The following is a 22,074-nucleotide window of genomic DNA, read 5'->3' as shown; positions in this document are numbered from 1 at the left end:
CACCCGGGCCGGCTAGCCGACGACCCGCCCGTTCAGCACCACCCGGCGCGGAGCGCCGAGCACGCGCACGTCCGCGCGCGGGTCCTGCTCGTACACCACCAGGTCGGCCGGCGCGCCCTCGTCGAGGCCGGGACGGCCGAGCCAGCTCCGGGCGGCCCAGGTCGTCGCGGCGAGGGCCTCGACGGGCGGGATGCCGGCGGTGACCAGCTCGGCGACCTCCGCCCCCGCCAGGCCGTGGGCCAGGGAGCCGCCCGCGTCGGTGCCGACGAAGACCGGGATGCCGGCGTCGTAGGCGTTGCGGACGGTGTCGTACCGGCGGGCGTGGAGCCGGCGCATGTGGTCCGACCAGCGCGGGAACCTGCCCTGGCCGCCGTCGGCCAGCGCCGGGAAGGTGGCGATGTTGACCAGGGTGGGCACGATGGCGACGCCCCGCTCGGCGAAGAGGGGGATCGTGTCGTCGGTCAGGCCGGTCGCGTGCTCCACGCAGTCGATGCCGGCCTCGACCAGGTCGCGCAGCGAGTCCTCGGCGAAGCAGTGCGCGGTGACGCGGGCGCCCAGGCGGTGGGCCTCGGCGATCGCCGCCTCGACGGCACCGCGCGGCCAGCAGGCGGACAGGTCGCCGAGGTCGCGGTCGATCCAGTCGCCGACCAGCTTCACCCAGCCGTCGCCGCGCCGGGCCTCCTGGGCGACGAAGGCGACCAGGTCCTCCGGCTCCACCTCCCAGGCGTAGTTGCGGATGTAGCGGCGGGTGCGGGCGATGTGCCGGCCGGCGCGGATGATCTTCGGGAGGTCCTCGCGGTCGTCGATCCAGCGGGTGTCGGAGGGCGAGCCCGCGTCGCGGATCAGGAGGGTGCCCGCGTCCCGGTCGGTCAGCGCCTGCTTCTCGGCGACGTCCCCGGGCACGGCGCCGTGCCGGTCGAGGCCGACGTGGCAGTGCGCGTCGACCAGACCGGGCAGCGCCCAGCCCTCGACGGTGCGGACGTCGCCGGCCCCGGCGGGACGGTCGTACGAGATCCGGCCGTCGACGACCCACAGTTCGTCGCGGACCTCCTCCGGCCCGACGAGAACCCGGCCCTTCACGTGCAGCACCGCGCGATCGCTCATGCCCCGCACCTTAGACGGGGCCGCCGGGGCCGTTCGAGTGCCCCGTCACCGGCCGCCGTCCCGCGCGGGCTCGCCGCTCGGTCGCGTATCCGGCCGCGACGGCGCTGGCGGCGGCGGTGAGGGCGAGGGCGGCGGCGCCGGGATTGACGTAGCCGGGGACGTCGGCGGACGCGTAGCCGTCGCCGTCGGCGGTCTCGCAGCGGAAGCCGAGGGGCAGGTAGGAGACGGAGTAGTCGACGACCCGCCCGGACAGCTCCGGGGGCGCGCCGGTACGGCACGGTCGCAGCGGCGCGGAGCCCGTACCGCCGTCCTCCGCCTCCATGGCCGCGAAACCGACGCACACCAGGCCCCAGAGGTACAGCAGGGCGGCGGCCCCGCCGGCGGCCGCGGCGACGACGCGCAGGGGCGCGCCCGGCCGGGGCGGCGCGGGGACGCCCGGGGTGCCCGTCCGCGGGGCGGGCCGGCGGGGGTAGGTGCCGGCGCCCCGCCCGAGGACGACGGCCGTCACCACGGCGACGAGGACGAGCAGGAGGAGGATCACGGGGCCGAGTCCATCACCCCGGCGATCACCGCCGCTGTGGCGGAAGCCACGATTCCGGGCGTGGGGGTGTCGCAACGGACGGGCTCCCCCGCGAGTGGCGGCGGGGCCCGCGGTTACTCTCGACTCCGTACGCGTCGTACACCTGACCTGAGTGAAGAGAGCACCGCCGTGACCCACCCCTTCCTGGACCTCGCCCCGCTGAGCGCCGCCCGTTTCGCCGCGATCGAGGACCGGGTGGCGCACCTGCTCGGCACGCGGCAGGACGTCGTGATCACGCAGGGCGAGGCGCTGCTGCCGCTGGAGGGCGCGATCCGCGGCTGTGCCGGGCCGGACACCGTCGCGCTGAACATCGTCACCGGGCCGTACGGGCAGACGTTCGGCAACTGGCTGCGGGACTGCGGCGCGACCGTGCACGACCTCGCCGTGCCGTTCCACACCGCCGTCACAGCCGGCCAGGTCCGGCAGGCCTTCGCCGAGCACCCGGAGATCGACTTCGTGTCCCTGGTGCACGCGGAGGCGGCGACCGGCAACACCAACCCGGTCGCGGAGATCGGCGAGGTGGTCAGGGCCCGGGGCGCGCTGTTCTACCTGGACGCGGTGGCCTCGGTGGGTGCCGAACCGGTGCTGCCGGACGCGTGGGGCGTGGACCTGTGCGTCATCGGCGCGCAGAAGGCGATGGGCGGTCCGGCCGGGGTGTCGGCGGTGTCGGTGAGCGAGCGGGCGTGGGCGCGGATGGCGGCCAACCCCGGAGCGCCGCGCCGGTCCTACCTCTCCCTGCTGGACTGGAAGGAACGCTGGATCGACGGCGGCCGCACGGCGCTGCTGCACGCGCCGGCGCAGCTGGAGATGCTGGCGCTGGAGGCGTGCGTCGAGCGCATCGAGGCGGACGGCCTGCCGACGGTGATGGCGCGGCACGCCTCGGCGGCGGCGGCCACCCGGGCCGGGGCGCTCGCGCTCGGCGGCGGCCTGGAGCCCTACGTGCACGAGGCCCGCGAGGCGGCGCCGGTGGCGACGACCCTCCGGGTGCCCTCGGACCTGGACGCCTCGGAGCTGGTGGCCCGGGCGCTGGAGTCCGACCCGGCGCTGCCGCTGGCCGCGGGCGGCGGCGCCCTGGCCGCGGAGATGATCCGGGTCAACCACTACGGGCCGGACGCGACACGCGAGGCCGTGCGGGGCTGTCTGGCGGCACTGGGTGCCGCGCTGGCCGGGAAGGGCCTGGCGACCGATCCGGAGGCGGCCCTTCGCGCCGTCGAGGCCGCCTGGGACCGGCCGTCCGCCGCCGGTTTTACGGGAGCGTGAATTCGCGTAATTACCGAAGCTCACGGAAAGTGAATTCGGTAATTACAAACGATGAGCTTCCGGTATTCTCCTGCCCGGTTTTCGCGGCCCTAAACCCCCTGATTTCCTGACCGCCGAACATCGGCACCCGGACACGCGCCGACGGGTTACATGATTGTGACCCGTTGCACATGCTGCCCGTTTTGCGGCTTATACACCGGTCATTTACTACCAAATTGCCGTCGGTTCGCGCGGAAGCACGCGCCCGCGCGATAACACACGAGGCGTCCACACGTAACCCCATCCGGCGATGCATTTTTTAAAGCCACTGGGTAAATTCAATTTGCATGACCGCCGTGCAAGCAGACCTGCGAATCGATCGCCCGGAAGTGGCCGACGGGGCCGCCCTGTGGCGGATAGCGAAGGATTCCAAGGTCCTCGACGTGAACTCGTCCTACAGCTATCTGCTCTGGTGCCGCGACTTCGCGGCCACCTCTGCCGTTGCCCGCGACGGGCACGGAGTGCCGGTCGGCTTCGTCACCGGCTACCTGCGGCCGGACCGGCCCGACACGCTGCTCGTGTGGCAGGTCGCCGTGGACGAGGCTTACCGTGGACGAAAGCTCGCGGCTTCACTGCTCGACGAGCTGGCCGCCCGGACTTCCGCGGAGTGCGGGACGGTGACGATGGAGACCACCATCTCCCCCGACAACACCGCCTCCCAGCGGCTGTTCACCTCGTTCGCCGAACGGCACGGAGCCCGGCTTGAGCGCGAGGTGCTGTTCGAGACGGACCTCTTCCCCGACGGACCGCACGAGCCCGAGGTGCTGTACCGCATCGGTCCCCTCCCCGCCGCGGCCCGCGGCTGACCGCCCCGCTCCAGGGCGACCCGGCACCCCGGCCCCTCACACTTCCCGGCAGCGACCGCACCGGTCCCCGGATCCGTACGACCTTCCTCTCCCACCCTCACCCCACGAGGAGCGATTCGTCGTGACCATCACCCAGCCCGACCTCAGCGTTTTCGAAACGGTCGAATCCGAGGTGCGCAGCTACTGCCGCGGCTGGCCCACCGTCTTCGACCGTGCGCACGGCAGCCGCATGTACGACGAGGACGGCCACGAGTACCTCGACTTCTTCGCCGGCGCCGGCTCGCTCAACTACGGGCACAACAACCCCGTGCTGAAACGTGCGCTGATCGACTACCTGGAGCGGGACGGCGTCACGCACGGGCTCGACATGTCGACCACCGCCAAGCGCCGCTTCCTGGAGACGTTCCAGGACATCGTGCTGCGGCCGCGCGACCTGCCGTACAAGGTCATGTTCCCGGGCCCGACGGGCACCAACGCCGTGGAGTCCGCGCTGAAGCTGGCGCGGAAGGTGAAGGGGCGCGAGTCGATCGTGTCGTTCACCAACGCCTTCCACGGCATGTCGCTGGGCTCGCTCGCGGTGACCGGCAACGCCTTCAAGCGGGCCGGCGCCGGCATCCCGCTGGTGCACGGCACGCCCATGCCGTTCGACAACTACTTCGACGGCACCGTCGAGGACTTCCTCTGGTTCGAGCGGCTCCTCGAGGACCAGGGCTCCGGCCTCAACAAGCCGGCCGCCGTGATCGTCGAGACCGTCCAGGGCGAGGGCGGCATCAACGTCGCCCGTCCCGAGTGGCTGCGCGCCCTGTCCGAGCTGTGCGCACGCCAGGACATGCTGCTCATCGTCGACGACATCCAGATGGGCTGCGGCCGTACCGGCGCCTTCTTCTCCTTCGAGGAGGCGGGCATCACCCCGGACATCGTCACCGTCTCCAAGTCGATCAGCGGCTACGGCCTGCCCATGTCGCTGTGCCTGTTCAAGCCGGAGCTGGACGTCTGGGAGCCGGGCGAGCACAACGGCACCTTCCGCGGCAACAACCCGGCCTTCGTGACGGCGACCGCCACGCTGGAGGCGTACTGGGCCGACGGGTCGGCGATGGAGAAGCAGACCCGCACCCGTGGTGAGCAGGTCGAGCAGCACATGATCGCCATCACCGAGGAGAACCTGGCCGACGTCAAGGAGTACCGGGGCCGCGGCCTGGTCTGGGGCCTGGAGTTCCACGACAAGAGCCGCGCGGGCCGTGTGGCCCGGCGCGCCTTCGAGCTGGGGCTGCTCATCGAGACGTCCGGCCCCGAGAGCGAGGTCGTCAAGCTCCTGCCGGCGCTGACCATCACGCCCGACGAGCTGGACGAAGGCATGAAGACCCTCGCCCGCGCCGTGCGCGAGACCGCCTGACACCCCCACCGCTTCCGGCGCCCCTGGCCCGCGTGGCCATGGGCGCCGGAGACCCTGCACACCCTCACCTAGGAGGCATCGCAACACCGTGATCGTCCGTTCGTTCAAGGAGCTCGAAGGCACCGACCGGCACGTGAAGTCGGCGTCCGGCACCTGGGAGAGCAAGCGCATCGTCCTCGCCAAGGAGAAGGTCGGCTTCTCCGTGCACGAGACGATCCTGTACGCGGGTACGGAGACGTCCATGTGGTACGCGAACCACATCGAGGCCGTCGTCTGCACCAAGGGCGACGCCGAGCTCACCGACCGCGAGACCGGGAAGACCTACCACATCACCCCGGGCACGATGTACCTCCTGAACGGCCACGAGCGGCACACGCTCAAGGTCAAGGAGGACTTCCACTGCATCTGTGTCTTCAACCCGCCCGTGACCGGACGGGAGGACCACGACGAGAACGGCGTCTACCCGCTGCTCACCGAGGAGGTGTGAGTCATCGTGACCATCACGACAACGAACATCACCGATCTGTACCCCACCCGTGGTGCCACCGAGGTGGCCACTCCCCGGCAGGACCCGGTGGTCTGGGGCAGCCCCGACACCCCCGGGCCCGTTTCGGCCGCCGATCTCGAGGCGCTGGACCGTGACGGCTTCCTCGCCGTCGACCAGCTCATCGGACCGGACGAGGTCGCCGTCTACCAGCGCGAGCTGGAGCGGCTGACCACCGACCCGGCGATCCGGGCGGACGAGCGCTCGATCGTCGAGCCGCAGTCCAAGGAGATCCGGTCGGTCTTCGAGGTGCACAGGATCAGCGAGGTGTTCGCGAAGCTGGTGCGCGACGAGCGGGTCGTCGGCCGGGCCCGGCAGATCCTCGGCTCGGACGTCTACGTCCACCAGTCGCGGATCAACGTCAAGCCCGGCTTCGGTGCCAGCGGCTTCTACTGGCACTCGGACTTCGAGACCTGGCACGCCGAGGACGGCCTGCCGAACATGCGCACCGTCTCGGTCTCGATCGCGCTCACCGAGAACTACGACACCAACGGCGGTCTCATGATCATGCCGGGGTCGCACAAGACGTTCCTCGGGTGCGCGGGGGCCACGCCGAAGGACAACTACAAGAAGTCCCTGCAGATGCAGGACGCGGGGACGCCGTCCGACGAGGCGCTGACGAAGATGGCGTCGGAGTACGGCATCAGGCTGTTCACCGGCAAGGCCGGCTCGGCGACCTGGTTCGACTGCAACGCCATGCACGGCTCCGGCGACAACATCACGCCGTTCCCGCGCAGCAACGTGTTCATCGTGTTCAACAGCGTGGAGAACACGGCGGTCGAGCCGTTCGCGGCACCGATCCGGCGCCCGGAGTTCATCGGGGCGCGGGACTTCACGCCGGTGAGGTGACCGGCGTACCCGGATTCGGGCAGGGGCCTTCTCGTGTGGGACGGGAGGCCCCTGCCCGCTGCCGTCCGGGCCCGGCCGGCTCAGCCCGCCAGCACGTCCAGCAGCCGGTCGACGTCGGCCGCCGTGTTGTACAGGTGGAACGCGGCCCGCAGATGGCCCGCGCGGTCGGAGACCTGCACGCCCGCGCGGCTCAGGTCGCCCTGCCGGTGGCCGAGTCCGGGCACGGACACGACCGCCGACCCGGGCGCGGGGACCGCCTCGTGGCCCAGGGAGGCCAGGCCCTGGCGGAACCGGTCGGCGAGGGCCGTGTCGTGGGCGTGCACGGCGTCCACGCCGAGTTCCTCGAGGAGCGCCAGGGAGTGCCGGGCGCCCGTGTAGGAGAAGAGGGCGGGGCTCTCGTCGAAGCGCCGTGCGGAGTGGGCGAGTTCCTCGACGGGGCCGTAGCAGCTGTCCCAGGGACGCTCGCCCGACGCCCATCCGGCGAACAGCGGCGTCAGTCCGCCCAGGTCCTCCGGGACGACGAGGAAGGCGACGCCGCGCGGGCAGAGCGTCCACTTGTAGGCGACGGCGGTCACGTAGTCGAAGTCGTCCGCGGCCAGCGGCAGCCATCCGTTCGACTGGGAGCTGTCGACCAGGGTCCGCGCCCCGTGCGCCCGGGCGGCGTCCCGGAGCGCCGCGAGGTCGGCGATCCGCCCGTCGGCCGACTGCACGGCGCTGACCGCGACGAGCGCGGTGCCGGGGCCGACCGACTCGGCGATCCGCTCCAGCGGCACACTGCGCACCTTCAGGTCGCCCCGCATGTGGAGCGGGTTCACCAGGGAGCTGAAGTCCGCCTCGGCGGTGAGGACTTCGGCGCCCGCGGGCAGTGAGGCGGCGACGAGTCCGCTGAAGGTGGCGACCGACGCCCCGGCCGCCACCCGGGAGGCGGGGACCCCGAGGAGGCGGGCGAAGGCGGACCGGCTCGCCTCGACGTCGGCGAACATGTCGAGGGGCTGCCCGGCCGCCGCGGACTCGGCCGCGTCACGCAGGGCGACGAGGGTCCGGGCGGGCAGCAGGCCGGTGCTGGCGGTGTTCAGGTACGTGGTCTTCGGATCGAACTCGGCACGGACGAGGGTCTCGAAGCTCTCCATGGCACCACTGTGCGGCCCCGGGACCTCCCCGTCCATCGCGTATTTCTTCGCGGTATCTCCAAGGACCGCTTATGCGAGCCCCGCGACCTGGGCGTTTCAGTTCTGCGGCACCGCACAGCCGTCCGGGCCGCACGCCTGGGCGGCCGCGTCCCCGCCGTCGACGGGCTTCAGCGGGGCGCGCTCGCCCCACGCCTGCGTCAGCGCCTGGGCGAAGACCTCGACGGGCTGGGCGCCGGAGACGCCGTAGGCCCGGTCGAGCACGAAGAACGGCACCCCGGTGGCCCCGAACCGCGCGGCCTCGCGCTCGTCCGCCCGCACCTCCTCGGCGTAGGCGGTCGGGTCGGCCAGCACCTCGCGGACGGCGTCCGCCTCCAGGCCGGCGCCGACGGCCAGGTCCACGAGCCGTTCGTCGTCGTCGAAGACGGAACGCTCCTCGGCGAAGTTGCCCCGGTAGAACGCGTCCAGCAGCGCCTCCTGCCGGCCCTCCGCCTTGGCCAGGTGCAGCAGCCGGTGCATGTCGAAGGTGCTGCCGTGGTCGCGGCCGCGGGTGCGGTAGTCCAGGCCCTCGGCGGCGGCCTGCGCGCCGAGGTTGTCCTCACCGGCCCGGGCCTGCTCCTCGCTCATGCCGTACTTCGCGGTGAGCATCGTCAGCACGGGCTGGACGTCGTCCTTGGCCCGCCCCGGGTCCAGCTCGAAGGACCGGTGCACCACCTCGACGCCGTCCCGGTGCTCGAAGGCCGCCAGCGCCTTCTCGAAGCGGGCCTTGCCCACGTAGCACCAGGGGCAGGCGATGTCGCTCCAGATCTCGACGCGCATGTGTCGGCTCTTCTCCAGGTCGTCGGGTGCGGAGGCACCCCCTCCGCCGGATAGCCGAACGTCCGGGCGCCGCGTCTCATTCCCCGGGCACGTCGAAGCGCAGGTACCGGTGGTGGTCGCCCTCGGCGGGCGGGTTGTCCGGGTCGGGGTACCAGCCGCGGCGGGCGTAGAAGGCCTGGGCGCGCCGGTTGCCGACGTGCACGTCGAGGACCGCCGTCCGCACGCCGTCGGCCTGCCACTGCTCGACGCAGGCCGCGTGCAGGGCGGTGCCGATGCCGGTGCGCCAGTGGCCGGGGTCGACGTGGAACTGGTACAGCTTCACCGTGCCGGCCGGGGCGTCCTCCGGGGCGCGGAACGAGGCGATGGCGACGACGCTCCCCCGCTCCACTGCGCACAGCACCTGCCCGTCGGTCCGCTCGACGGCGGTGCGCCAGGCCGCGGTCCAGTCGTAGCCGTCGTCGGGGAGTCCTTCGGGGTAGTACGTCGCCCGGGCGCGGGCGTGCAGGGCGGTCACCGTCCCCACCTCGGCGGGCAGGACGGTGCGGATCACCCGGCTCTCGGTCACGCGTTCGTCGATCATGCAACGCAGGACGCGGGAGCCGGGCTTCCGGTTGCCTCAGCCGCCGTCGCGCAGGTCCGCCGGCGCGCCCGGCCGGAACTCCAGGTGGTCGTACCGCACGACGCAGCCCTCGCCCGTCGGCGACTGGGCCAGGAAGCCGGCCAGCGCCGCGCCCGTCTCCTTCTCGTCGCCGAGTGTGAACAGGCGGACGAAGGTCCAGCGTTCGCCGTCGCGGGAGGCGTGGAAGGCGAAGGCCCGTCCGGTGCGGCTGACCCGCAGCCACGCCGAGTTCCCCTCCACGGTGAAGGAGTTGCAGTCGTCGGAGTGCCCCCGGGTGACCACCGTGCAGACGGTGGGCACGTCCGGGGAGTACTCCAGGCACAGCTTGGCCCAGGCCCGCTCGCCGACGTGGACGTACAGCACCCCGGCGTCGAAGGCCGCGCCGAACCCGACGGTGACCCGGGCGATCAGCTGGAAGTCCCCCTCGGGCGCCCCCAGCAGCCGCGGCGCGTCGGACGCGGGCTCCAGCGCCTCCCCGGCCGGCGGCACGAACCGGTCCTGCCGGGGCCCGGCGACGCCGGTGAGCACCCCGCCCTCGTAGGACCACTCCCCGTCGGGTCCGTAGGGACGGAGGGGGAAGGGCAGTTCGGGAAGTTCGAGATCCACTGTGTCATCCTCTCAGGCGCCGGTGAACGCCCCTCGGGGCGCGGGACTTTGTCGGCGTGCGGCTGCGCCGCGCGGGCGCGACCGGCCACAGCGGCGCGCCGCCCGGCTCCCGAGCCGCACCCGCGACGGCGCTAGCGCTCCAGAGCCCCGTTGAACCGACGGGGAAGCCCCAGCGGGTTGCCGTCCCGCAGCTCGGCCGGCAGCAGGGCCTCGGGCACCCCCTGGTAGGCGACCGGCCGCAGCCAGCGCTCGATGGCCGTGCCTCCCACCGAGGTGGACGTCGACGTCGTGGCCGGGTACGGCCCCCCGTGGTGCTGGGCCGCGGCGACCGCGACCCCCGTCGGCCAGCCGTTGACCAGCACCCGCCCCGCGAGCGGCGTCACCTCCGCGAGGAGCGACGCCCCGCGCCCCTCCCCCGCGGCCTCCTCGGCGGAGAGCTGCACGGTCGCCGTGAGGTTCCCCGGCAGCCGGGACAGCACGCCCCGGACCTCGGCCTCGTCGGTGTAGCGGGCGACCACGGTGACCGGGCCGAAGCACTCCTCGAGGAGCAGGTCGTGCTCGCCCCCGTCGGCCAGCCGCCCGGCCGGCACGGTCAGGAAGCCGGGGCTGACGGTGTGCTCGCCGCCCGATCCGGGTGTCACCGGGGACTCCACGTCGGGCAGCGCCGCGCGCTCGGCGACCCCGGCGACGAAGTTGTCCCGCATGCGGTGGTCGAGCAGCACGCCGGCGTCGGTGTCGCTGACGGCGTCCGTGAGGGTCTTGACCAGGCCGTCACCGGCGGCGCCGGACGGCACCAGGACCAGGCCCGGCTTCACGCAGAACTGGCCGACGCCCAGGGTCATCGAGCCGGCCAGCCCGGTGCCGATGGCCTCGGCCCGCTCGGCCGCCGCGGCCTCGGTGACGACCACCGGGTTCAGGGAGCCCAGTTCGCCGTGGAAGGGGATCGGCACGGGACGGGCCGCCGCCGCGTCGAACAGGGCCCGGCCACCGCGCACGGAGCCGGTGAAGCCGGCCGCGGCGACCAGCGGGTGCCTGATCAGCTCGATGCCGGCGTCGAAGCCGTGCACCAGGCCGAGGACGCCCTCCGGGATGCCGTGCCTGGCGGCGGCCCGGCGCAGCACGCTCGCGACCAGCTCGGACAGGGCCGGGTGGTCGGGGTGGGCCTTGACGACGACCGGGCAGCCGGCCGCCAGCGCGCTCGCGGTGTCGCCGCCGGGCACGGAGAAGGCGAAGGGGAAGTTGGAGGCCGAGTAGACGGCGACGACGCCGAGCGGCACCTTGTAGCGGCGCAGGTCGGGGATCGGCGGGGTGGCCGTGTCGTCGGGGTGGTTGATGACGACGCCGAGGAACTCGCCCTCGTCGACGATGTCGGCGAAGGCCCGCAGCTGGTAGCAGGTGCGGGCGAGTTCACCGGCGAGCCGGACCGGGCCGAGCGCGGTCTCGGCGTCGGCCACCTCGACGAGGGAGCCCTCGGCCGCCTTCAGCTCGTCGGCGGCCGTGCGCAGGAAGGCCGCGCGGACGGTGCGGTCGGCGAGGGCCTCGCGCGCCGCGTGGGCGGCCCGGACGGTGGCGTCGACCTCCTGGTCCGTGGCCTCCACCGCGACCTGTTCACGCTGCTTCCCGGTACGGGGGTCGACACTCCAGACTGGTGCTGCTGCCACCGCGGGTCCCTCCACGTGCTCTGCGTTCTCTGCATCGGGGTCGTTCGCGTTCGATATACTGAACGCTGTCTCCGATGATGAATACGGTGGACATTATTTCCCGTCGAACGAAGGGGTCAAGGGCGATGTCGGCTGGCGAGACGGGGGGCGGAGCGCAGGTCAAGTCCGCCGTGCGGACGGTTGAACTGCTCGAGTACTTCGCCGGACGCCCCGGCATGCACTCCCTCGCGTCGGTCCAGGAGGCCGTCGGCTACCCCAAGTCGAGCCTGTACATGCTGCTGCGCACGCTGGTCGAGCTGGGCTGGGTGGAGACGGACGCGACCGGCACGCGGTACGGCATCGGCGTCCGGGCGCTGCTGGTCGGCACGTCGTACATCGACGGCGACGAGGTGGTCGCGGCGGCGCGGCCCACGCTGGACCGGCTCTCCGACGACACCACCGAGACCATCCACCTCGCCCGGCTGGACGGCACGAACGTCGTCTACCTGGCCACCCGCCAGTCCCAGCACTACCTGCGGCCCTTCACCCGCGTAGGCCGGCGGCTGCCCGCGCACTCGACCTCGCTGGGCAAGGCGCTGCTGAGCACGTACAGCGACGAGCAGGTCCGCAAGATGCTCCCGGAGACCCTGCCGGCGCTGACCGAACACACCCTCACCGACCGGGAGAAGCTCATCGAGGAGCTGCACCAGGTGCGGGAGCAGGGCTTCGCGGTGGACCGCGAGGAGAACACGCTGGGGCTGCGCTGCTTCGGCGTGGCGATCCCCTACCGCACCCCCGCACGGGACGCGATCAGCTGCTCGGTGCCGGTGGCGCGGCTGACGCCGGCACACGAGCAGATGGTGAAGGACGCGCTGTTCGACGCGCGCGACCGGCTGACCCTGGCGACGCGTAGGCTCTGACGCATGCACATCGCACTGCGCGAGGTCCACGACAGCGATCTGCCCGTCTTCTTCCGGCAGATGAACGATCCGGAGGCCCTGCGCATGGCGGCCTTCACCCCGCCCGATCCCGCGGACTGGGACGCGTTCACCACCCACTGGAACACGATCCGGACCTCGCGCGACGTCGTGCGGACCATCCTCGGCGACGGTGACGTCGTCGGCAACGCCGCGGTGTACGGGGAGCCGGGCGAGCGCGAGGTGACGTACTGGGTGGACCGGGCGTACTGGGGCCGGGGCGTGGCCACGGCCGCGCTGCGGGCCCTGCTCTCCGAGGTCGTGGACCGCCCCCTGTACGCGCGGGCGGCGGCGGACAACGCGGGGTCGCGCCGCGTGCTGGAGAAGTGCGGCTTCGAGACGAGTGCCCGGGCCCGGGGCTTCGCTCCGGCGCGCGGCGAGGTGATCGACGAGGTCGTCCTCCACCTCGCGGACTGATCCGTCTCCGCCGCGCGGCGGAGGCGGATCGTCGGTGCGCGGGACGTGCCCGGGGGTGCCCGGGCGGGAGCGTGGAGCCATGACGCAGACGCTCGCACCCGCCCCGGCCGCTGCCGCCGGCCCCTCCCCGGCACGCCGTCTCCTGGGGGCGGCCGCCGTCGTCGCCTGCCTGCCGTACCTCGGGCTCAAGGCCGCCTGGATCGCAGGGAGCCGGGTGGGCATCCCCGACGGCAGCGCCCTGCTGGAACACCGGGTGACCATGGCCGTGGCCAACGGGTTCTCCGTACTGCTGGACAGCGGTGTGATCGTGCTGGCGCTGGTGCTGACCCGCCCCTGGGGCCGGCGGGTGCCCGCGTGGCTGCTGACGCTCCCGGCGTGGGTCGCCACCGGGCTGCTCGCGCCGATCATGACCGGGTTCCCGTTGCAGCTCCTCGCGCGGGCCTTCGCGGGCGGTGTCGCCACCGGGGCCGACGCGCGGCGGGAGCCCTTCCTGCACGAGTGGGTGTTCGGGGTGGTGTACGGGGGGTTCATCGTGCAGGGCCTCGCCCTCGGCGCGCTGTTCGTCCTGTACGCCCGGGACCGCTGGGGGCACGTGTGGCGGGGGCGGACGGGGAACCTGCCGGTCCGTGCCGTCGGGCGGGGCCGGCGAGCCGTCGCCGTCGTGGCCGCGGTCCTCGCGCTGTTTCCCGCCGCCGTCCGGCTGCTGTGGGCCTGCGGCGGCACGGCCGGGCTCGGCGCGGGCCGGGCGGCGGACCGCACCAGTGACTTCCACGTGCTGGAGGCCCTGTACGTCGTCTTCCTCGTCGCGGCCGTCACCGGCACCCTGCTGCTCGCCTTCCGCCGCGGGCCCGACCTGCCTGTCATGGTGCCGCTCGCCCTCACGTGGGTCTGTTCGGCCGCCGTGGCCTGCTGGGGCGGCTGGATGCTGCTCGGCACGCTCGCCGTGGCGGGCGATCCCGCCGACCGCCCGACAGGCCTGATGGTCCTCACCTACGCTGCCCAGATGATCGTCGGCCTCCTCCTCGCCTCCGTCGGCGCGCGCTTCCTGGCCCGCGGGCCGGCCCCGGCCCGCGTGCTGCCGTGACCGCGGTCGTCCGGTCCCTGGTGGGCCGGCGGGCGCGCCTGCGGTGGGTCCACCTGATCCTCGGCGGCGCGCTCGCCATGCCGTACGTGCTGGTCGGGTCGCTCGTCGTCGGCCCGGTCGCCGGCGACGACGACGTCTTCGGCTCCCTGCCCCTGCAACTCGGCTCCTTCGCACTCGGGTTGCCGCTCGCCGCCGTCACCTCGCTGTTCCCGCCGACCCGGCCGCTGGAGTCGGGGGTGGTGCGCTGGCTGTGCGGCGTGGAGGGCGACCGGCTCGCCTACGGGCCCGCCCGGACGAAGGGCGAGAAGGGGCGCACCGCCGCGTGGTTCGCGCTGCATCTGGGGGCCGGGGGGATCGTCGCGGGCATGTCGCTGGCGGTGCCGCCGTTCGCCGTCGCGCTGATCCTGCTGCCCTTCGTGCCGGCGCTGCGCGACCGGATGGAGCTGCCCCGTCTCCTCGACCACGCCTGGGCGTTCGCGCTCACGCCGGCCGCGGGTGCCGCGCTGCTCGTCGCGCTCGCCGGGTGCGCGGCCGGCTGCGGCGCGCTGCTGGCCCGCTGGGCGCCCGCGTTGCTCGGCCCCTCCCCCGAGGACCGGATCGCGGCGGCCGAGGCACGGGCCGCCGACCTCGCCGTGCGCAACCGGCTCGCGCGCGAGCTGCACGACTCGGTCGGCCACGCGCTCAGCGCGGTGGGGCTCCAGGCGAGTGCGGCCCGGAGGGTGCTGGACACCGACCCCGGGTTCGTCCGCGAGGCGCTCGCCGCGATCGAGGACACCACCCGGCGCACCGTCGGCGAACTCGACGCCGTCCTCGGGCTGTTGCGGGACGGCGACGCCCCGGGGACCGCTCCGGCGCCCACGCTCGCCGCCGACCTCGACGGCCTGCTGCGCCGCACCCGCGCGGGCGGGGCACGGGTGGCGGCCACCGTCGCCGCCGACCCCGCCGCGCTGCCGCCGCCGGTGTCCCGCGAGGCGTACCGCATCGTGCAGGAGGGGCTGAGCAACGCCCTGCGGCACGCGGGTGAGCGGGTCACCGTGACACTGCGGATCGACGTGGTGGACGGCCACCTGCGCATCACCGTCGAGAATCCTCCCGGTGAGGCCCGCGCCCCGCGCCCCAGCGGCGGTCACGGCCTGCGCGGCATCGCAGACCGGGCCCGTCTGCTGGGCGGCGCCGCCGAGGCGGGCGCCGCCGACGGGGTGTGGCGGCTCCACGTACGCCTGCCGTTGAAGGGACCCGCATGACCGCCACGCCGATCAGGATCGTCCTCGCCGACGACGAACGCATGGTCCGCACCGCCCTGCGCGCCATCCTCTCCGCCGAGGCGGACCTGGAGGTCGCCGGCGAGGCGGCCACCGGGGCCGAGGCCGTCTCCGTCGTGCGCGAGACCCGCCCGGACGTCGTCCTCATGGACGTCCGCATGCCCGGGGTCGACGGCATCCGCGCCACCGAGCGGATCCTCGCCACGCTCGCCGAACCGCCGCGTGTCGTCGTCGTCACCACGTTCGAGAACGACTCCTACGTCTACGACGCCCTGCGCGCCGGGGCGGCCGGCTTCCTGCTCAAGCGCGCCGACGCCGACACGCTCGTCCAGGCCGTGCGGCTGGTGGCGCGCAGCGACACGCTGCTGTTCCCGTCGGCGGTCCGGGCGCTGGCGGCCGAGCACGCGCGCGCCAGGCCCGCCCCGCCGGCCTGGGTGGCGCGGCTCACGGAGCGCGAGGGCGAGGTGCTGCGGCTGATGGCGACCGGCCTGACCAACGCCGAGATCGCCGAGCGGCTGCGGGTGGGACCGGCCACGGTGAAGACGCATGTGGCGTCGGTGCTCGCCAAGACCGGTACGCGCGACCGCACCCAGGCGGTCATCCGGGCCTACGAGGCCGGCTTCGCGAAGCCCGTGTCATGAACGGACGATGAGAAAGATGAGAAAACGGGGCGCATGGGAACGATCCGTTCCGGCCCGTTCGTCCTGTGGGCGGGATGAACAAGACGATCAGGCGCGCCTCGGTCTTCACGCTGCTCCTGGTGTTCGCTCTGCTGGTGCGGGCGACCTGGGTGCAGTTCTACGACGGCCGGGCGCTCGCGGACGACAAGGACAACCGGCGCAACGCGATCGAGACGTACGCGGAGCCGCTCGGGAACATCATCGTGGCCGGACGGCCGGTCACCGGCTCGGCGCCGACGAAGGGCGGCGACCTCACGTACAAACGCTCGTACACGGACGGCAGGCTGTACGCGGCGGTGACGGGCTACGCCTCGCAGGCGTACGCGCCGACCCAGCTCGAGGGCATCTACCAGGACCTGCTCAACGGCACCGACCCGCGGCTGAGGACCCTGATGGACACGGTCACCGGCCGGCGGGCCGATCCGGGCAACGTGCTCACGACGATCGACCCGGACGTGCAGAAGGCCGGGCTGGAGGCGCTGGGCGACAAGAAGGGCGCCGCCGTCGCGATCGACCCGGGGACGGGCCGGATCCTCGGGATCGTGTCCACCCCCTCGTACGACCCGTCGTCGCTGACCGACGCCAACACCGCCGGTGAGGCGTGGCAGCGGCTCACGAGCGACCCGGACAAGCCACTGACCAACCGCGCGCTGCGCCAGCCGCTGCCTCCGGGCTCGACGTTCAAGCTCGTGGTGGCGGCGGCCGCGCTGGAGGACGGGCTGTACGGGTCGGTGGACGAGCGGACCGACAGCCCGGACCCCTACCGGCTGCCGGACACCACGACCGACCTGTCCAACGAGAACCCGGACGCCCCCTGCGAGAACGCCACGATCCGCACCGCGCTGCAGTACTCGTGCAACAACGTCTTCGCGAAGATGGCCGTGGACCTCGGCCAGGACAAGCTGCGCGCGACGGCCGAGAGGTTCGGGTTCAACGACGAGACGCAGGACGTGCCGGTGCGGGCCTACACGAGCGTGTACCCGAAGGACATGAACCGGCCGTCGACCGCACTGACGGGTATCGGCCAGTTCGACGTGACGGCGACCCCCCTCCAGATGGCCATGGTGTCCGCGGCCATCGCCAACGGCGGCAAGCTGGTCTCGCCGCACATGGTGTCCCAGATCACCGGCGGCGACGGCGACGTGCTGGAGGACTACGACGACTCGGCGGAGACGAAGCAGATCGTCAGCTCCGCCACCGCCGAACAGCTGCAGTCGGCCATGCGGACGGTGGTCGACGAGGGCACGGGGTCGAACGCGCAGATCCCCGGCGCGACCGTGGGCGGCAAGACGGGCACGGCCCAGCACGGCGAGAACAACAGCAAGACGCCGTACGCCTGGTTCACGTCCTACGCCAAGTCCGACTCCTCCGACCGGGAGGTGGCCGTGGCCGTCCTCGTCGAGCAGTCCGACGCGGCCCGCTCCGAGGTCAGCGGCAACGGCCTGGCGGCACCGGTGGCCAAGGCGATGATGGAGGCGGCGCTCAAGGGCTAGCACGCGGGTCCTCCCGCGAGAGGGCCGGAACTCCCCTCCTCCTCCGGTTCGGTGCGCCATACGGTGTTCGGCGCACCGTACGGTCGGCGCGGCCGGCGCTGCTACAGTTCCGGATTCCGGCCCGGCGCACGGCTGTTCGACGCCGGGAAAGCCGCTGCGAGGAGGGTCCGCCCGTGGGCACAGTCGTCGACGACGCCGCCTCCGTGGAGTTCCACGCCTTCTTCGAGCGCCACTACGCCGAGCTGTCCCGGCTCGCCCATCTGCTGACGGGCGAGCCGGACGCCGCCGACGACCTGGCGGCGGACGCCCTGCTCGCGCTGTGGCACCGCTGGGACCGGGTGCGGGCTGCCGACCACCCGGTGGCGTACGCGCGCGGCGTCGTCGCCAACCTCGCCCGCAGCCGGATCCGCAGCGCGGTGCGCGAGCGCCGGCGCGTCGCCCTGTTCTGGTCGCAGCGCGAGGAGAGGACGGAGAACCCGGACGTCGCGGGCGTGGTGGACGTGCAGGAGGCGTTGCGCGCCCTGCCGTTCCGCAAGCGGGCGTGCGTGGTGCTGCGGCACGCGTTCGACCTCTCCGAGAAGGACACCGCGCTCGCCCTGGGCATCTCGGTGGGTACGGTGAAGAGCCAGACGTCGAAGGCAATGGCCGAACTGCAGCGGGTGCTCGGCACGCGGGGAGCACCGCAGCAGGTGCACGCGGCGATCGCACGCACCGGCGAGGCCGCGGGAAGGAAGCGATGACCGGGCGGCGGGACGTGGACGAGGAGCTGCGTGCCCGGCTGCACGAGGCGGCCGGGGCGCACGAGCCCGACCGTGCGCGCATCCTGGCCCGCGTCGAGCGCGGGATGGCGGGGCAGGACCACCGTGGCCGCCGGGCGCCCCGGCCGCCGGCGCTGGGCTGGGCCCGGGTGGCCGGCGCGACGGCCGCGGTGGCGGGCGTCCTGGCGGTCGGCGGGTACGCGGTCGCGTCCGCGGTGAAGGACGACGCTCCGGCGCAGCGCTCGGTCGCCACGTCGCCGACGGCCTCGCCCTCCCCGTCGCAGGCCGGCCCCACGAGCCGCGCGCCCGGGCCGCCGCCCGCCGTGCCGGAACCGAGCAACTCGCCCGCGACGCGGGCGCCGGACCGGCCGGCGCCGGCCGGCACCCCGGCGGGCACCGCGACCGCCACCACCCGTCCGCCGGCCGCCTCGGTCGAGGACGGCGCGCTGTGGTCGGACGGCTCGGTCGACCCGCACAGCAACGACTACTGGGCGCAGAGCAACATCACCCTGCGGACGAGTGCTCCGCTGACCGCGCTCACCGTCGAGTTGAAGGTGGCGCAGACCGGCGGGGTGGCCTCCACCGGCGCCTGGCGATCGCTGCCCGAGGACGACTTCACGTTCACGGTCGGCGAGCGGGACGGCTTCCTGGTCCACCGGTGGACGCTCAAGCAGGGCCGTACGGTCCCGGCGGGCGAGTGGGTCTTCGCGGGCCAGTACAACCACGAGCGCGGCGGCCGCGACGCGAACGGCGACCGCTACGCCGCGACGGCCACCGCCGGGTCCGAACACCTGTCGGTCCGGGGCGACTTCGCGCCCCACGACGACGGTTCGTGAGAAGGATTCCGCGACCCGGCAACCCTTTCCCCGCGTGCGGCGACCAGGAGGCACAAGGTCCCCCTCCCCACGCAAGGACATGAGCATGACTGCACGAGCTGAACAGCGCGTCCGCCACCGCCGCCGGGTCACCGGACGCCGCGCGGTGATCGCCTCGGCCGCCGCCTTCGGCCTCACGGGTGCGGCGATCGTCACGACGACGATGCTGACCACCGCCGGCGCCGCCTCGTCCGCTCCGGCCTGGCCCAAGGACACCGGCAGCAAGCCGGTTTCCTCGACGATCCCGGTCTCCGGCACCTACGACGGCAAGCTGAAGAAGTTCTACGGCACCGGCGACCTCGGCACCTCCGGCCAGGACGAGGACCAGGGCCCGATCTTCGAACTGGCGGACGGCGCCGTGCTGAAGAACGTGATCATCGGCACCCCGGCCGCGGACGGCGTCCACTGCAAGGGCTCCTGCACCCTGCAGAACGTCTGGTGGCTGGACGTCGGCGAGGACGCCGCCAGCTTCAAGGGCACGTCGCCGTCGGCCGTGTACACCGTGTACGGGGGCGGCGCGAGGAACGCCGACGACAAGGTGCTCCAGTTCAACGGCGCGGGCAAGCTCGTCGTCACCAAGTTCCAGGTCGAGAACTTCGGCAAGCTGGTCCGCTCCTGCGGCAACTGCAAGAAGCAGTACCAGCGCACGATCATCATCAACGACGTGGACGTCACCGCGCCCGGCAAGTCGATCGTCGGCGTCAACCAGAACTACGGCGACACGGTCGCGCTGCGCAACGTCCGCGTCCACGGCGACAGCAAGAAGAAGATCGAGACCTGCGTCCGCTTCGAGGGCAACAACACCGGCAAGGAGCCCAAGGCGCTCTCCCCGGTCGGCCCCTACGGCAAGACCTGCGACTTCACCGCCGCGGACATCAGCTACGAGTGACGCGTCCGAGCCCCCGCCGGTGACGGCCGGCGGGGGCGCTCCCCCGGCCGCGGCGGGTCGCCCGGCGGCGCGGGGGTTCACGCGAGGACCGTGTCCAGCCAGTCGAAGGCGTCGTCCTGCATGGCGCCGGTGAAGGCGTGTCCCACGCCGGGCACGACCTCGGTGCGCAGCCGGTCACCGGCCCCCAGGGACTCCCAGACCGCCCGGAGCCGGGCGTGGGCGGCGCGGACGCCCTCGGGCGTGAACAGCGCGTCGTGGGCGCCGCCCAGGAACAGCATGGGTCCGGGTGCCGCGAGGCTCGCCACGTCGGGCAGGTCGAGGTGCCGGGCCAGCCCGGGGTGCAGCATGTGGAAGGCCGACTGTCCGCGCAGGGTGTTGCTGCCGGGGACCGTCATCTCCCTCAGGCCGGTCATCCAGCACACGCTCACGGCGGCGCTGACGTCGTCGCTGAGCGCGGCCGTCTGCCAGGCGCGGTAGCCGCCCAGGGAGAAGCCGAGGGCCGCCACCCGGCGGGCGTCCACCCGGTCGAGGCCGGCCAGGAAGCCGGCGGCCCGGACGTCCTCACGGGCCATCAGCCCGGCGAGGGAGCTGCCGAGGTGGAAAAGGGTGCTCGCGAGGGCCTGCTGCCGCTCGTAGGCGAGCGGGTCGCGGTCGCCCCAGCCGAGGGCGTCCAGGCACAGCACCACGTAGCCGCGCCGGGCCAGTTCGTCGCCGGGGAACCGCCCGTCGAAGTGGCGGTCCGCCCAGTCCCGCGCGGCGGCCAGGCGCGTGTCGTCGTACCAGGGCCGGACCAGTTTCTCCTTGCCGATGTCGAAGCGGGAGCCGTGGTCGTGCAGGAGGAGGACGGCCGGGAAGGGCCCGGCGCCCCGCGGGGTGAGCAGGGCGCCGCGGACCCGACCGTAGCGGGTGAGGGAGAGGGTGACCGTCTCCCTCGTGTACCCGTCGCCGTCGTGGCGGGCGGCGAACTCGGGCGCGTACGGCGTGTCCTCCTGCCGGTCGACGAGCAGGTGGGCCTCGACCGTGGCGCGCGCCGTGCGCCGCCACGCCGCGAAGTCGCGGATCGGCGAGTTGCCCCAGGCGAGCGGGAAGGTCAGCTCGTCCCGGAGCGCCCGGTGGAAGGCGGGCAGGTCACCGGTGGCCGGCACGGGGACGCCAGTCGCCGAGGTACGCCTCCCTGGTGTGTGCCGCGGCCTCGGCGCGGGTCAGCTGCGGACGGTTCGCCGGGACGGTGACCGCCGCGCCGGGGCCGGTGTTGCGGTACTCGCGGAACCGCTGTTCCTGCCACGGGTAGGCGTCGCGCATGTCGGCATAGGGCGCGACCGCGTCGATGCCGCGGCCCAGGTGGGTCTCGCGCACGGTGAGCATCGGGCGGGCGGTGGTGTCGGAGCTGGGCACCCAGGGGCGGGCCAGCTTGTAGTAGCCGTCGGGTGCCTCGCTGGTGACACGGCCCCGGGTCACCAGGTAGCCGCGCGGGTTGGCGCCCGCCGTGGACGGCGCGAACACGAAGCCGTAGGGGGCGGCGGCGAGGTCGGTGCGGGTCAGGGTGCGGAAGTGGCAGTCCTCGTAGACCGCGGTCGCCCGGCCGAAGACGAAGTCGACGTCGCCCTCGACGTAGCAGTGGGCGTAGTACTGGCGGGCGAAGTGGTCGAGGGCGCGGGTGTCGGCGTAGAGGGTGTCCTGGTGGCCGAGGAAGCGGCAGCGGTGGAACGCCGTGCGGTCGCCCTGGGCCTTGAGGGCGACGGCCTGGGTGCCGGTCCAGTCGGGGTGGCGGGCGCGCAGCCAGTCGTTGGCGAAGGTGATCCGGCGGGCGGTGAAGCCGTCGGCCTGCACGGTGACGGTGGCCGAGCCGCTGGTGCCGTAGGTGCCGGAACCGTCGGGCCTGGGGGTGCCGGCCGCGTTGTCGTACACGACGACGGTGTCGCGGGGGTCCTCGGAGGCGCCGATCCAGGTGGCGTCGGTGCGGGTGGCGTCGACGGTGACGGTCTCGCGGTAGGTGCCGGGGGCGAGGACGAGCGTCCAGCCGCCGCCGGTGGCGGCGGTCACGGCGGCCTGGACGGTGGTGAAGTCGCCGCGGCCGTGCGGGTCGACGTACAGGGTCTTCGGGGTGCGGCGGGCGGACGGCGAGCCGTGGCGGCCGAACGGGCGGGGGCGGCCGCCGGCGAGGGCCGGAGCGGCGGTGAGGCCGGCGGCGGCGCCCGCGCCCGCGGTGGCGAGCAGGAAGCCTCGGCGGGACAGGGCGGGTCGGTGCATGCG

Annotated in this window: 23 protein-coding genes; 14 read left to right on the top strand and 9 right to left on the bottom strand. The window is 73.5% G+C overall.

Going from position 1 to position 22,074, the window contains the following annotated elements:
• Window positions 1-12 precede the first annotated feature (12 nt).
• Window positions 13-1,104, bottom strand: coding sequence for an amidohydrolase family protein (locus ACFWJB_RS20015; RefSeq protein WP_385468725.1), 1,092 nt, complete (start codon window positions 1,102-1,104; stop codon window positions 13-15).
• Window positions 1,105-1,114: 10 nt separating this feature from the next.
• Window positions 1,115-1,645 carry a hypothetical protein gene (locus tag ACFWJB_RS20010; RefSeq protein WP_385468722.1) on the bottom strand — a complete coding sequence of 177 codons (531 nt, stop codon included), beginning with the start codon at window positions 1,643-1,645 and terminating at the stop codon, window positions 1,115-1,117.
• A gap of 168 nt (window positions 1,646-1,813) precedes the next feature.
• Here ACFWJB_RS20010 and ACFWJB_RS20005 point away from each other — a divergent pair, with 168 nt between their 5' ends.
• The 5 genes from ACFWJB_RS20005 (at window position 1,814) to thpD (ending at window position 6,575) form a co-directional block, all read left to right on the top strand.
• Entirely contained in the window at window positions 1,814-2,944 is a 1,131-nt protein-coding gene (locus ACFWJB_RS20005; protein ID WP_385468772.1) for an aminotransferase class V-fold PLP-dependent enzyme, read from the top strand.
• Between the two features lie 326 nt (window positions 2,945-3,270).
• Entirely contained in the window at window positions 3,271-3,789 is a 519-nt protein-coding gene (gene ectA, locus ACFWJB_RS20000) for a diaminobutyrate acetyltransferase (RefSeq protein ID WP_385468719.1), read from the top strand.
• Between the two features lie 121 nt (window positions 3,790-3,910).
• Window positions 3,911-5,182, top strand: coding sequence for a diaminobutyrate--2-oxoglutarate transaminase (gene ectB, locus ACFWJB_RS19995; protein ID WP_385468716.1), 1,272 nt, complete (start codon window positions 3,911-3,913; stop codon window positions 5,180-5,182).
• An 88-nt stretch (window positions 5,183-5,270) separates the two neighbouring features.
• On the top strand, window positions 5,271-5,669 hold the full coding sequence (locus tag ACFWJB_RS19990) for an ectoine synthase (protein WP_385468713.1): 399 nt from the start codon (window positions 5,271-5,273) through the stop codon (window positions 5,667-5,669).
• 6 nt (window positions 5,670-5,675) lie between these two features.
• The gene (gene thpD, locus ACFWJB_RS19985) at window positions 5,676-6,575 is read left to right on the top strand and encodes an ectoine hydroxylase (protein ID WP_385468710.1); all 900 of its coding nucleotides are present in this window, start codon (window positions 5,676-5,678) and stop codon (window positions 6,573-6,575) included.
• Between the two features lie 80 nt (window positions 6,576-6,655).
• Here the strand turns inward: thpD and ACFWJB_RS19980 are convergent, their stop codons facing one another.
• The 5 genes from ACFWJB_RS19980 to ACFWJB_RS19960 form a co-directional block, all read right to left on the bottom strand.
• Window positions 6,656-7,741, bottom strand: a complete 1,086-nt coding sequence (locus ACFWJB_RS19980; RefSeq protein WP_385462260.1) for an aminotransferase class V-fold PLP-dependent enzyme — start codon at window positions 7,739-7,741, stop codon at window positions 6,656-6,658.
• Between the two features lie 60 nt (window positions 7,742-7,801).
• On the bottom strand, window positions 7,802-8,521 hold the full coding sequence (locus ACFWJB_RS19975; protein WP_385462257.1) for a DsbA family oxidoreductase: 720 nt from the start codon (window positions 8,519-8,521) through the stop codon (window positions 7,802-7,804).
• A gap of 76 nt (window positions 8,522-8,597) precedes the next feature.
• A complete protein-coding gene (locus ACFWJB_RS19970) occupies window positions 8,598-9,101 on the bottom strand; it encodes a GNAT family N-acetyltransferase (RefSeq protein WP_385462254.1) in 504 nt (167 codons plus the stop codon).
• Between the two features lie 36 nt (window positions 9,102-9,137).
• Window positions 9,138-9,746, bottom strand: a complete 609-nt coding sequence (locus tag ACFWJB_RS19965) for a DUF1349 domain-containing protein (protein WP_385462250.1) — start codon at window positions 9,744-9,746, stop codon at window positions 9,138-9,140.
• 131 nt (window positions 9,747-9,877) lie between these two features.
• Window positions 9,878-11,407: an aldehyde dehydrogenase (NADP(+)) gene (locus tag ACFWJB_RS19960; RefSeq protein WP_385462248.1), complete on the bottom strand. Its 1,530-nt coding sequence runs from the start codon at window positions 11,405-11,407 to the stop codon at window positions 9,878-9,880.
• Window positions 11,408-11,532: 125 nt separating this feature from the next.
• Between ACFWJB_RS19960 and ACFWJB_RS19955 the strand changes: the two genes are divergently transcribed.
• The 9 genes from ACFWJB_RS19955 (at window position 11,533) to ACFWJB_RS19915 (ending at window position 19,821) form a co-directional block, all read left to right on the top strand.
• A complete protein-coding gene (locus ACFWJB_RS19955) occupies window positions 11,533-12,306 on the top strand; it encodes an IclR family transcriptional regulator (protein ID WP_385462245.1) in 774 nt (257 codons plus the stop codon).
• Between the two features lie 3 nt (window positions 12,307-12,309).
• Window positions 12,310-12,780, top strand: coding sequence for a GNAT family N-acetyltransferase (locus ACFWJB_RS19950; RefSeq protein WP_385462242.1), 471 nt, complete (start codon window positions 12,310-12,312; stop codon window positions 12,778-12,780).
• 79 nt (window positions 12,781-12,859) lie between these two features.
• On the top strand, window positions 12,860-13,864 hold the full coding sequence (locus ACFWJB_RS19945; RefSeq protein ID WP_386923705.1) for a hypothetical protein: 1,005 nt from the start codon (window positions 12,860-12,862) through the stop codon (window positions 13,862-13,864).
• Entirely contained in the window at window positions 13,861-15,108 is a 1,248-nt protein-coding gene (locus tag ACFWJB_RS19940) for a sensor histidine kinase (protein ID WP_386923703.1), read from the top strand. Before ACFWJB_RS19945 ends, ACFWJB_RS19940 begins: the two co-directional genes overlap by 4 nt.
• Window positions 15,105-15,767, top strand: coding sequence for a response regulator (locus tag ACFWJB_RS19935; protein ID WP_386923701.1), 663 nt, complete (start codon window positions 15,105-15,107; stop codon window positions 15,765-15,767). Before ACFWJB_RS19940 ends, ACFWJB_RS19935 begins: the two co-directional genes overlap by 4 nt.
• A gap of 74 nt (window positions 15,768-15,841) precedes the next feature.
• A complete protein-coding gene (locus tag ACFWJB_RS19930; RefSeq protein WP_386923699.1) occupies window positions 15,842-17,299 on the top strand; it encodes a peptidoglycan D,D-transpeptidase FtsI family protein in 1,458 nt (485 codons plus the stop codon).
• A gap of 173 nt (window positions 17,300-17,472) precedes the next feature.
• Complete coding sequence (locus ACFWJB_RS19925) at window positions 17,473-18,039, top strand: SigE family RNA polymerase sigma factor (RefSeq protein WP_386923697.1); 567 nt, start codon at window positions 17,473-17,475, stop codon at window positions 18,037-18,039.
• Entirely contained in the window at window positions 18,036-18,893 is an 858-nt protein-coding gene (locus ACFWJB_RS19920; protein WP_386923695.1) for a hypothetical protein, read from the top strand. Before ACFWJB_RS19925 ends, ACFWJB_RS19920 begins: the two co-directional genes overlap by 4 nt.
• Window positions 18,894-18,978: 85 nt before the next feature.
• On the top strand, window positions 18,979-19,821 hold the full coding sequence (locus ACFWJB_RS19915; RefSeq protein WP_385462221.1) for a pectate lyase: 843 nt from the start codon (window positions 18,979-18,981) through the stop codon (window positions 19,819-19,821).
• Between the two features lie 77 nt (window positions 19,822-19,898).
• Here ACFWJB_RS19915 and ACFWJB_RS19910 read toward each other — a convergent pair whose 3' ends face one another.
• Together ACFWJB_RS19910 and ACFWJB_RS19905 are read right to left on the bottom strand one after the other, a co-directional pair.
• Window positions 19,899-20,966, bottom strand: coding sequence for a dienelactone hydrolase family protein (locus ACFWJB_RS19910; RefSeq protein ID WP_386923693.1), 1,068 nt, complete (start codon window positions 20,964-20,966; stop codon window positions 19,899-19,901).
• Window positions 20,950-22,071: a pectinesterase family protein gene (locus ACFWJB_RS19905; RefSeq protein WP_386923691.1), complete on the bottom strand. Its 1,122-nt coding sequence runs from the start codon at window positions 22,069-22,071 to the stop codon at window positions 20,950-20,952. The genes ACFWJB_RS19910 and ACFWJB_RS19905 overlap by 17 nt, the downstream gene beginning before the upstream one ends.
• Window positions 22,072-22,074 lie beyond the last annotated feature (3 nt).

The sequence above is a fragment of the Streptomyces sp. NPDC127100 genome (assembly GCF_042724095.1).
In the GTDB taxonomy this organism is placed as follows: Bacteria; Actinomycetota; Actinomycetes; order Streptomycetales; family Streptomycetaceae; genus Streptomyces.
The sequence above is the reverse complement of the archived record's forward strand: the minus strand, read 5'-3'. Positions and strand labels throughout refer to the sequence as shown.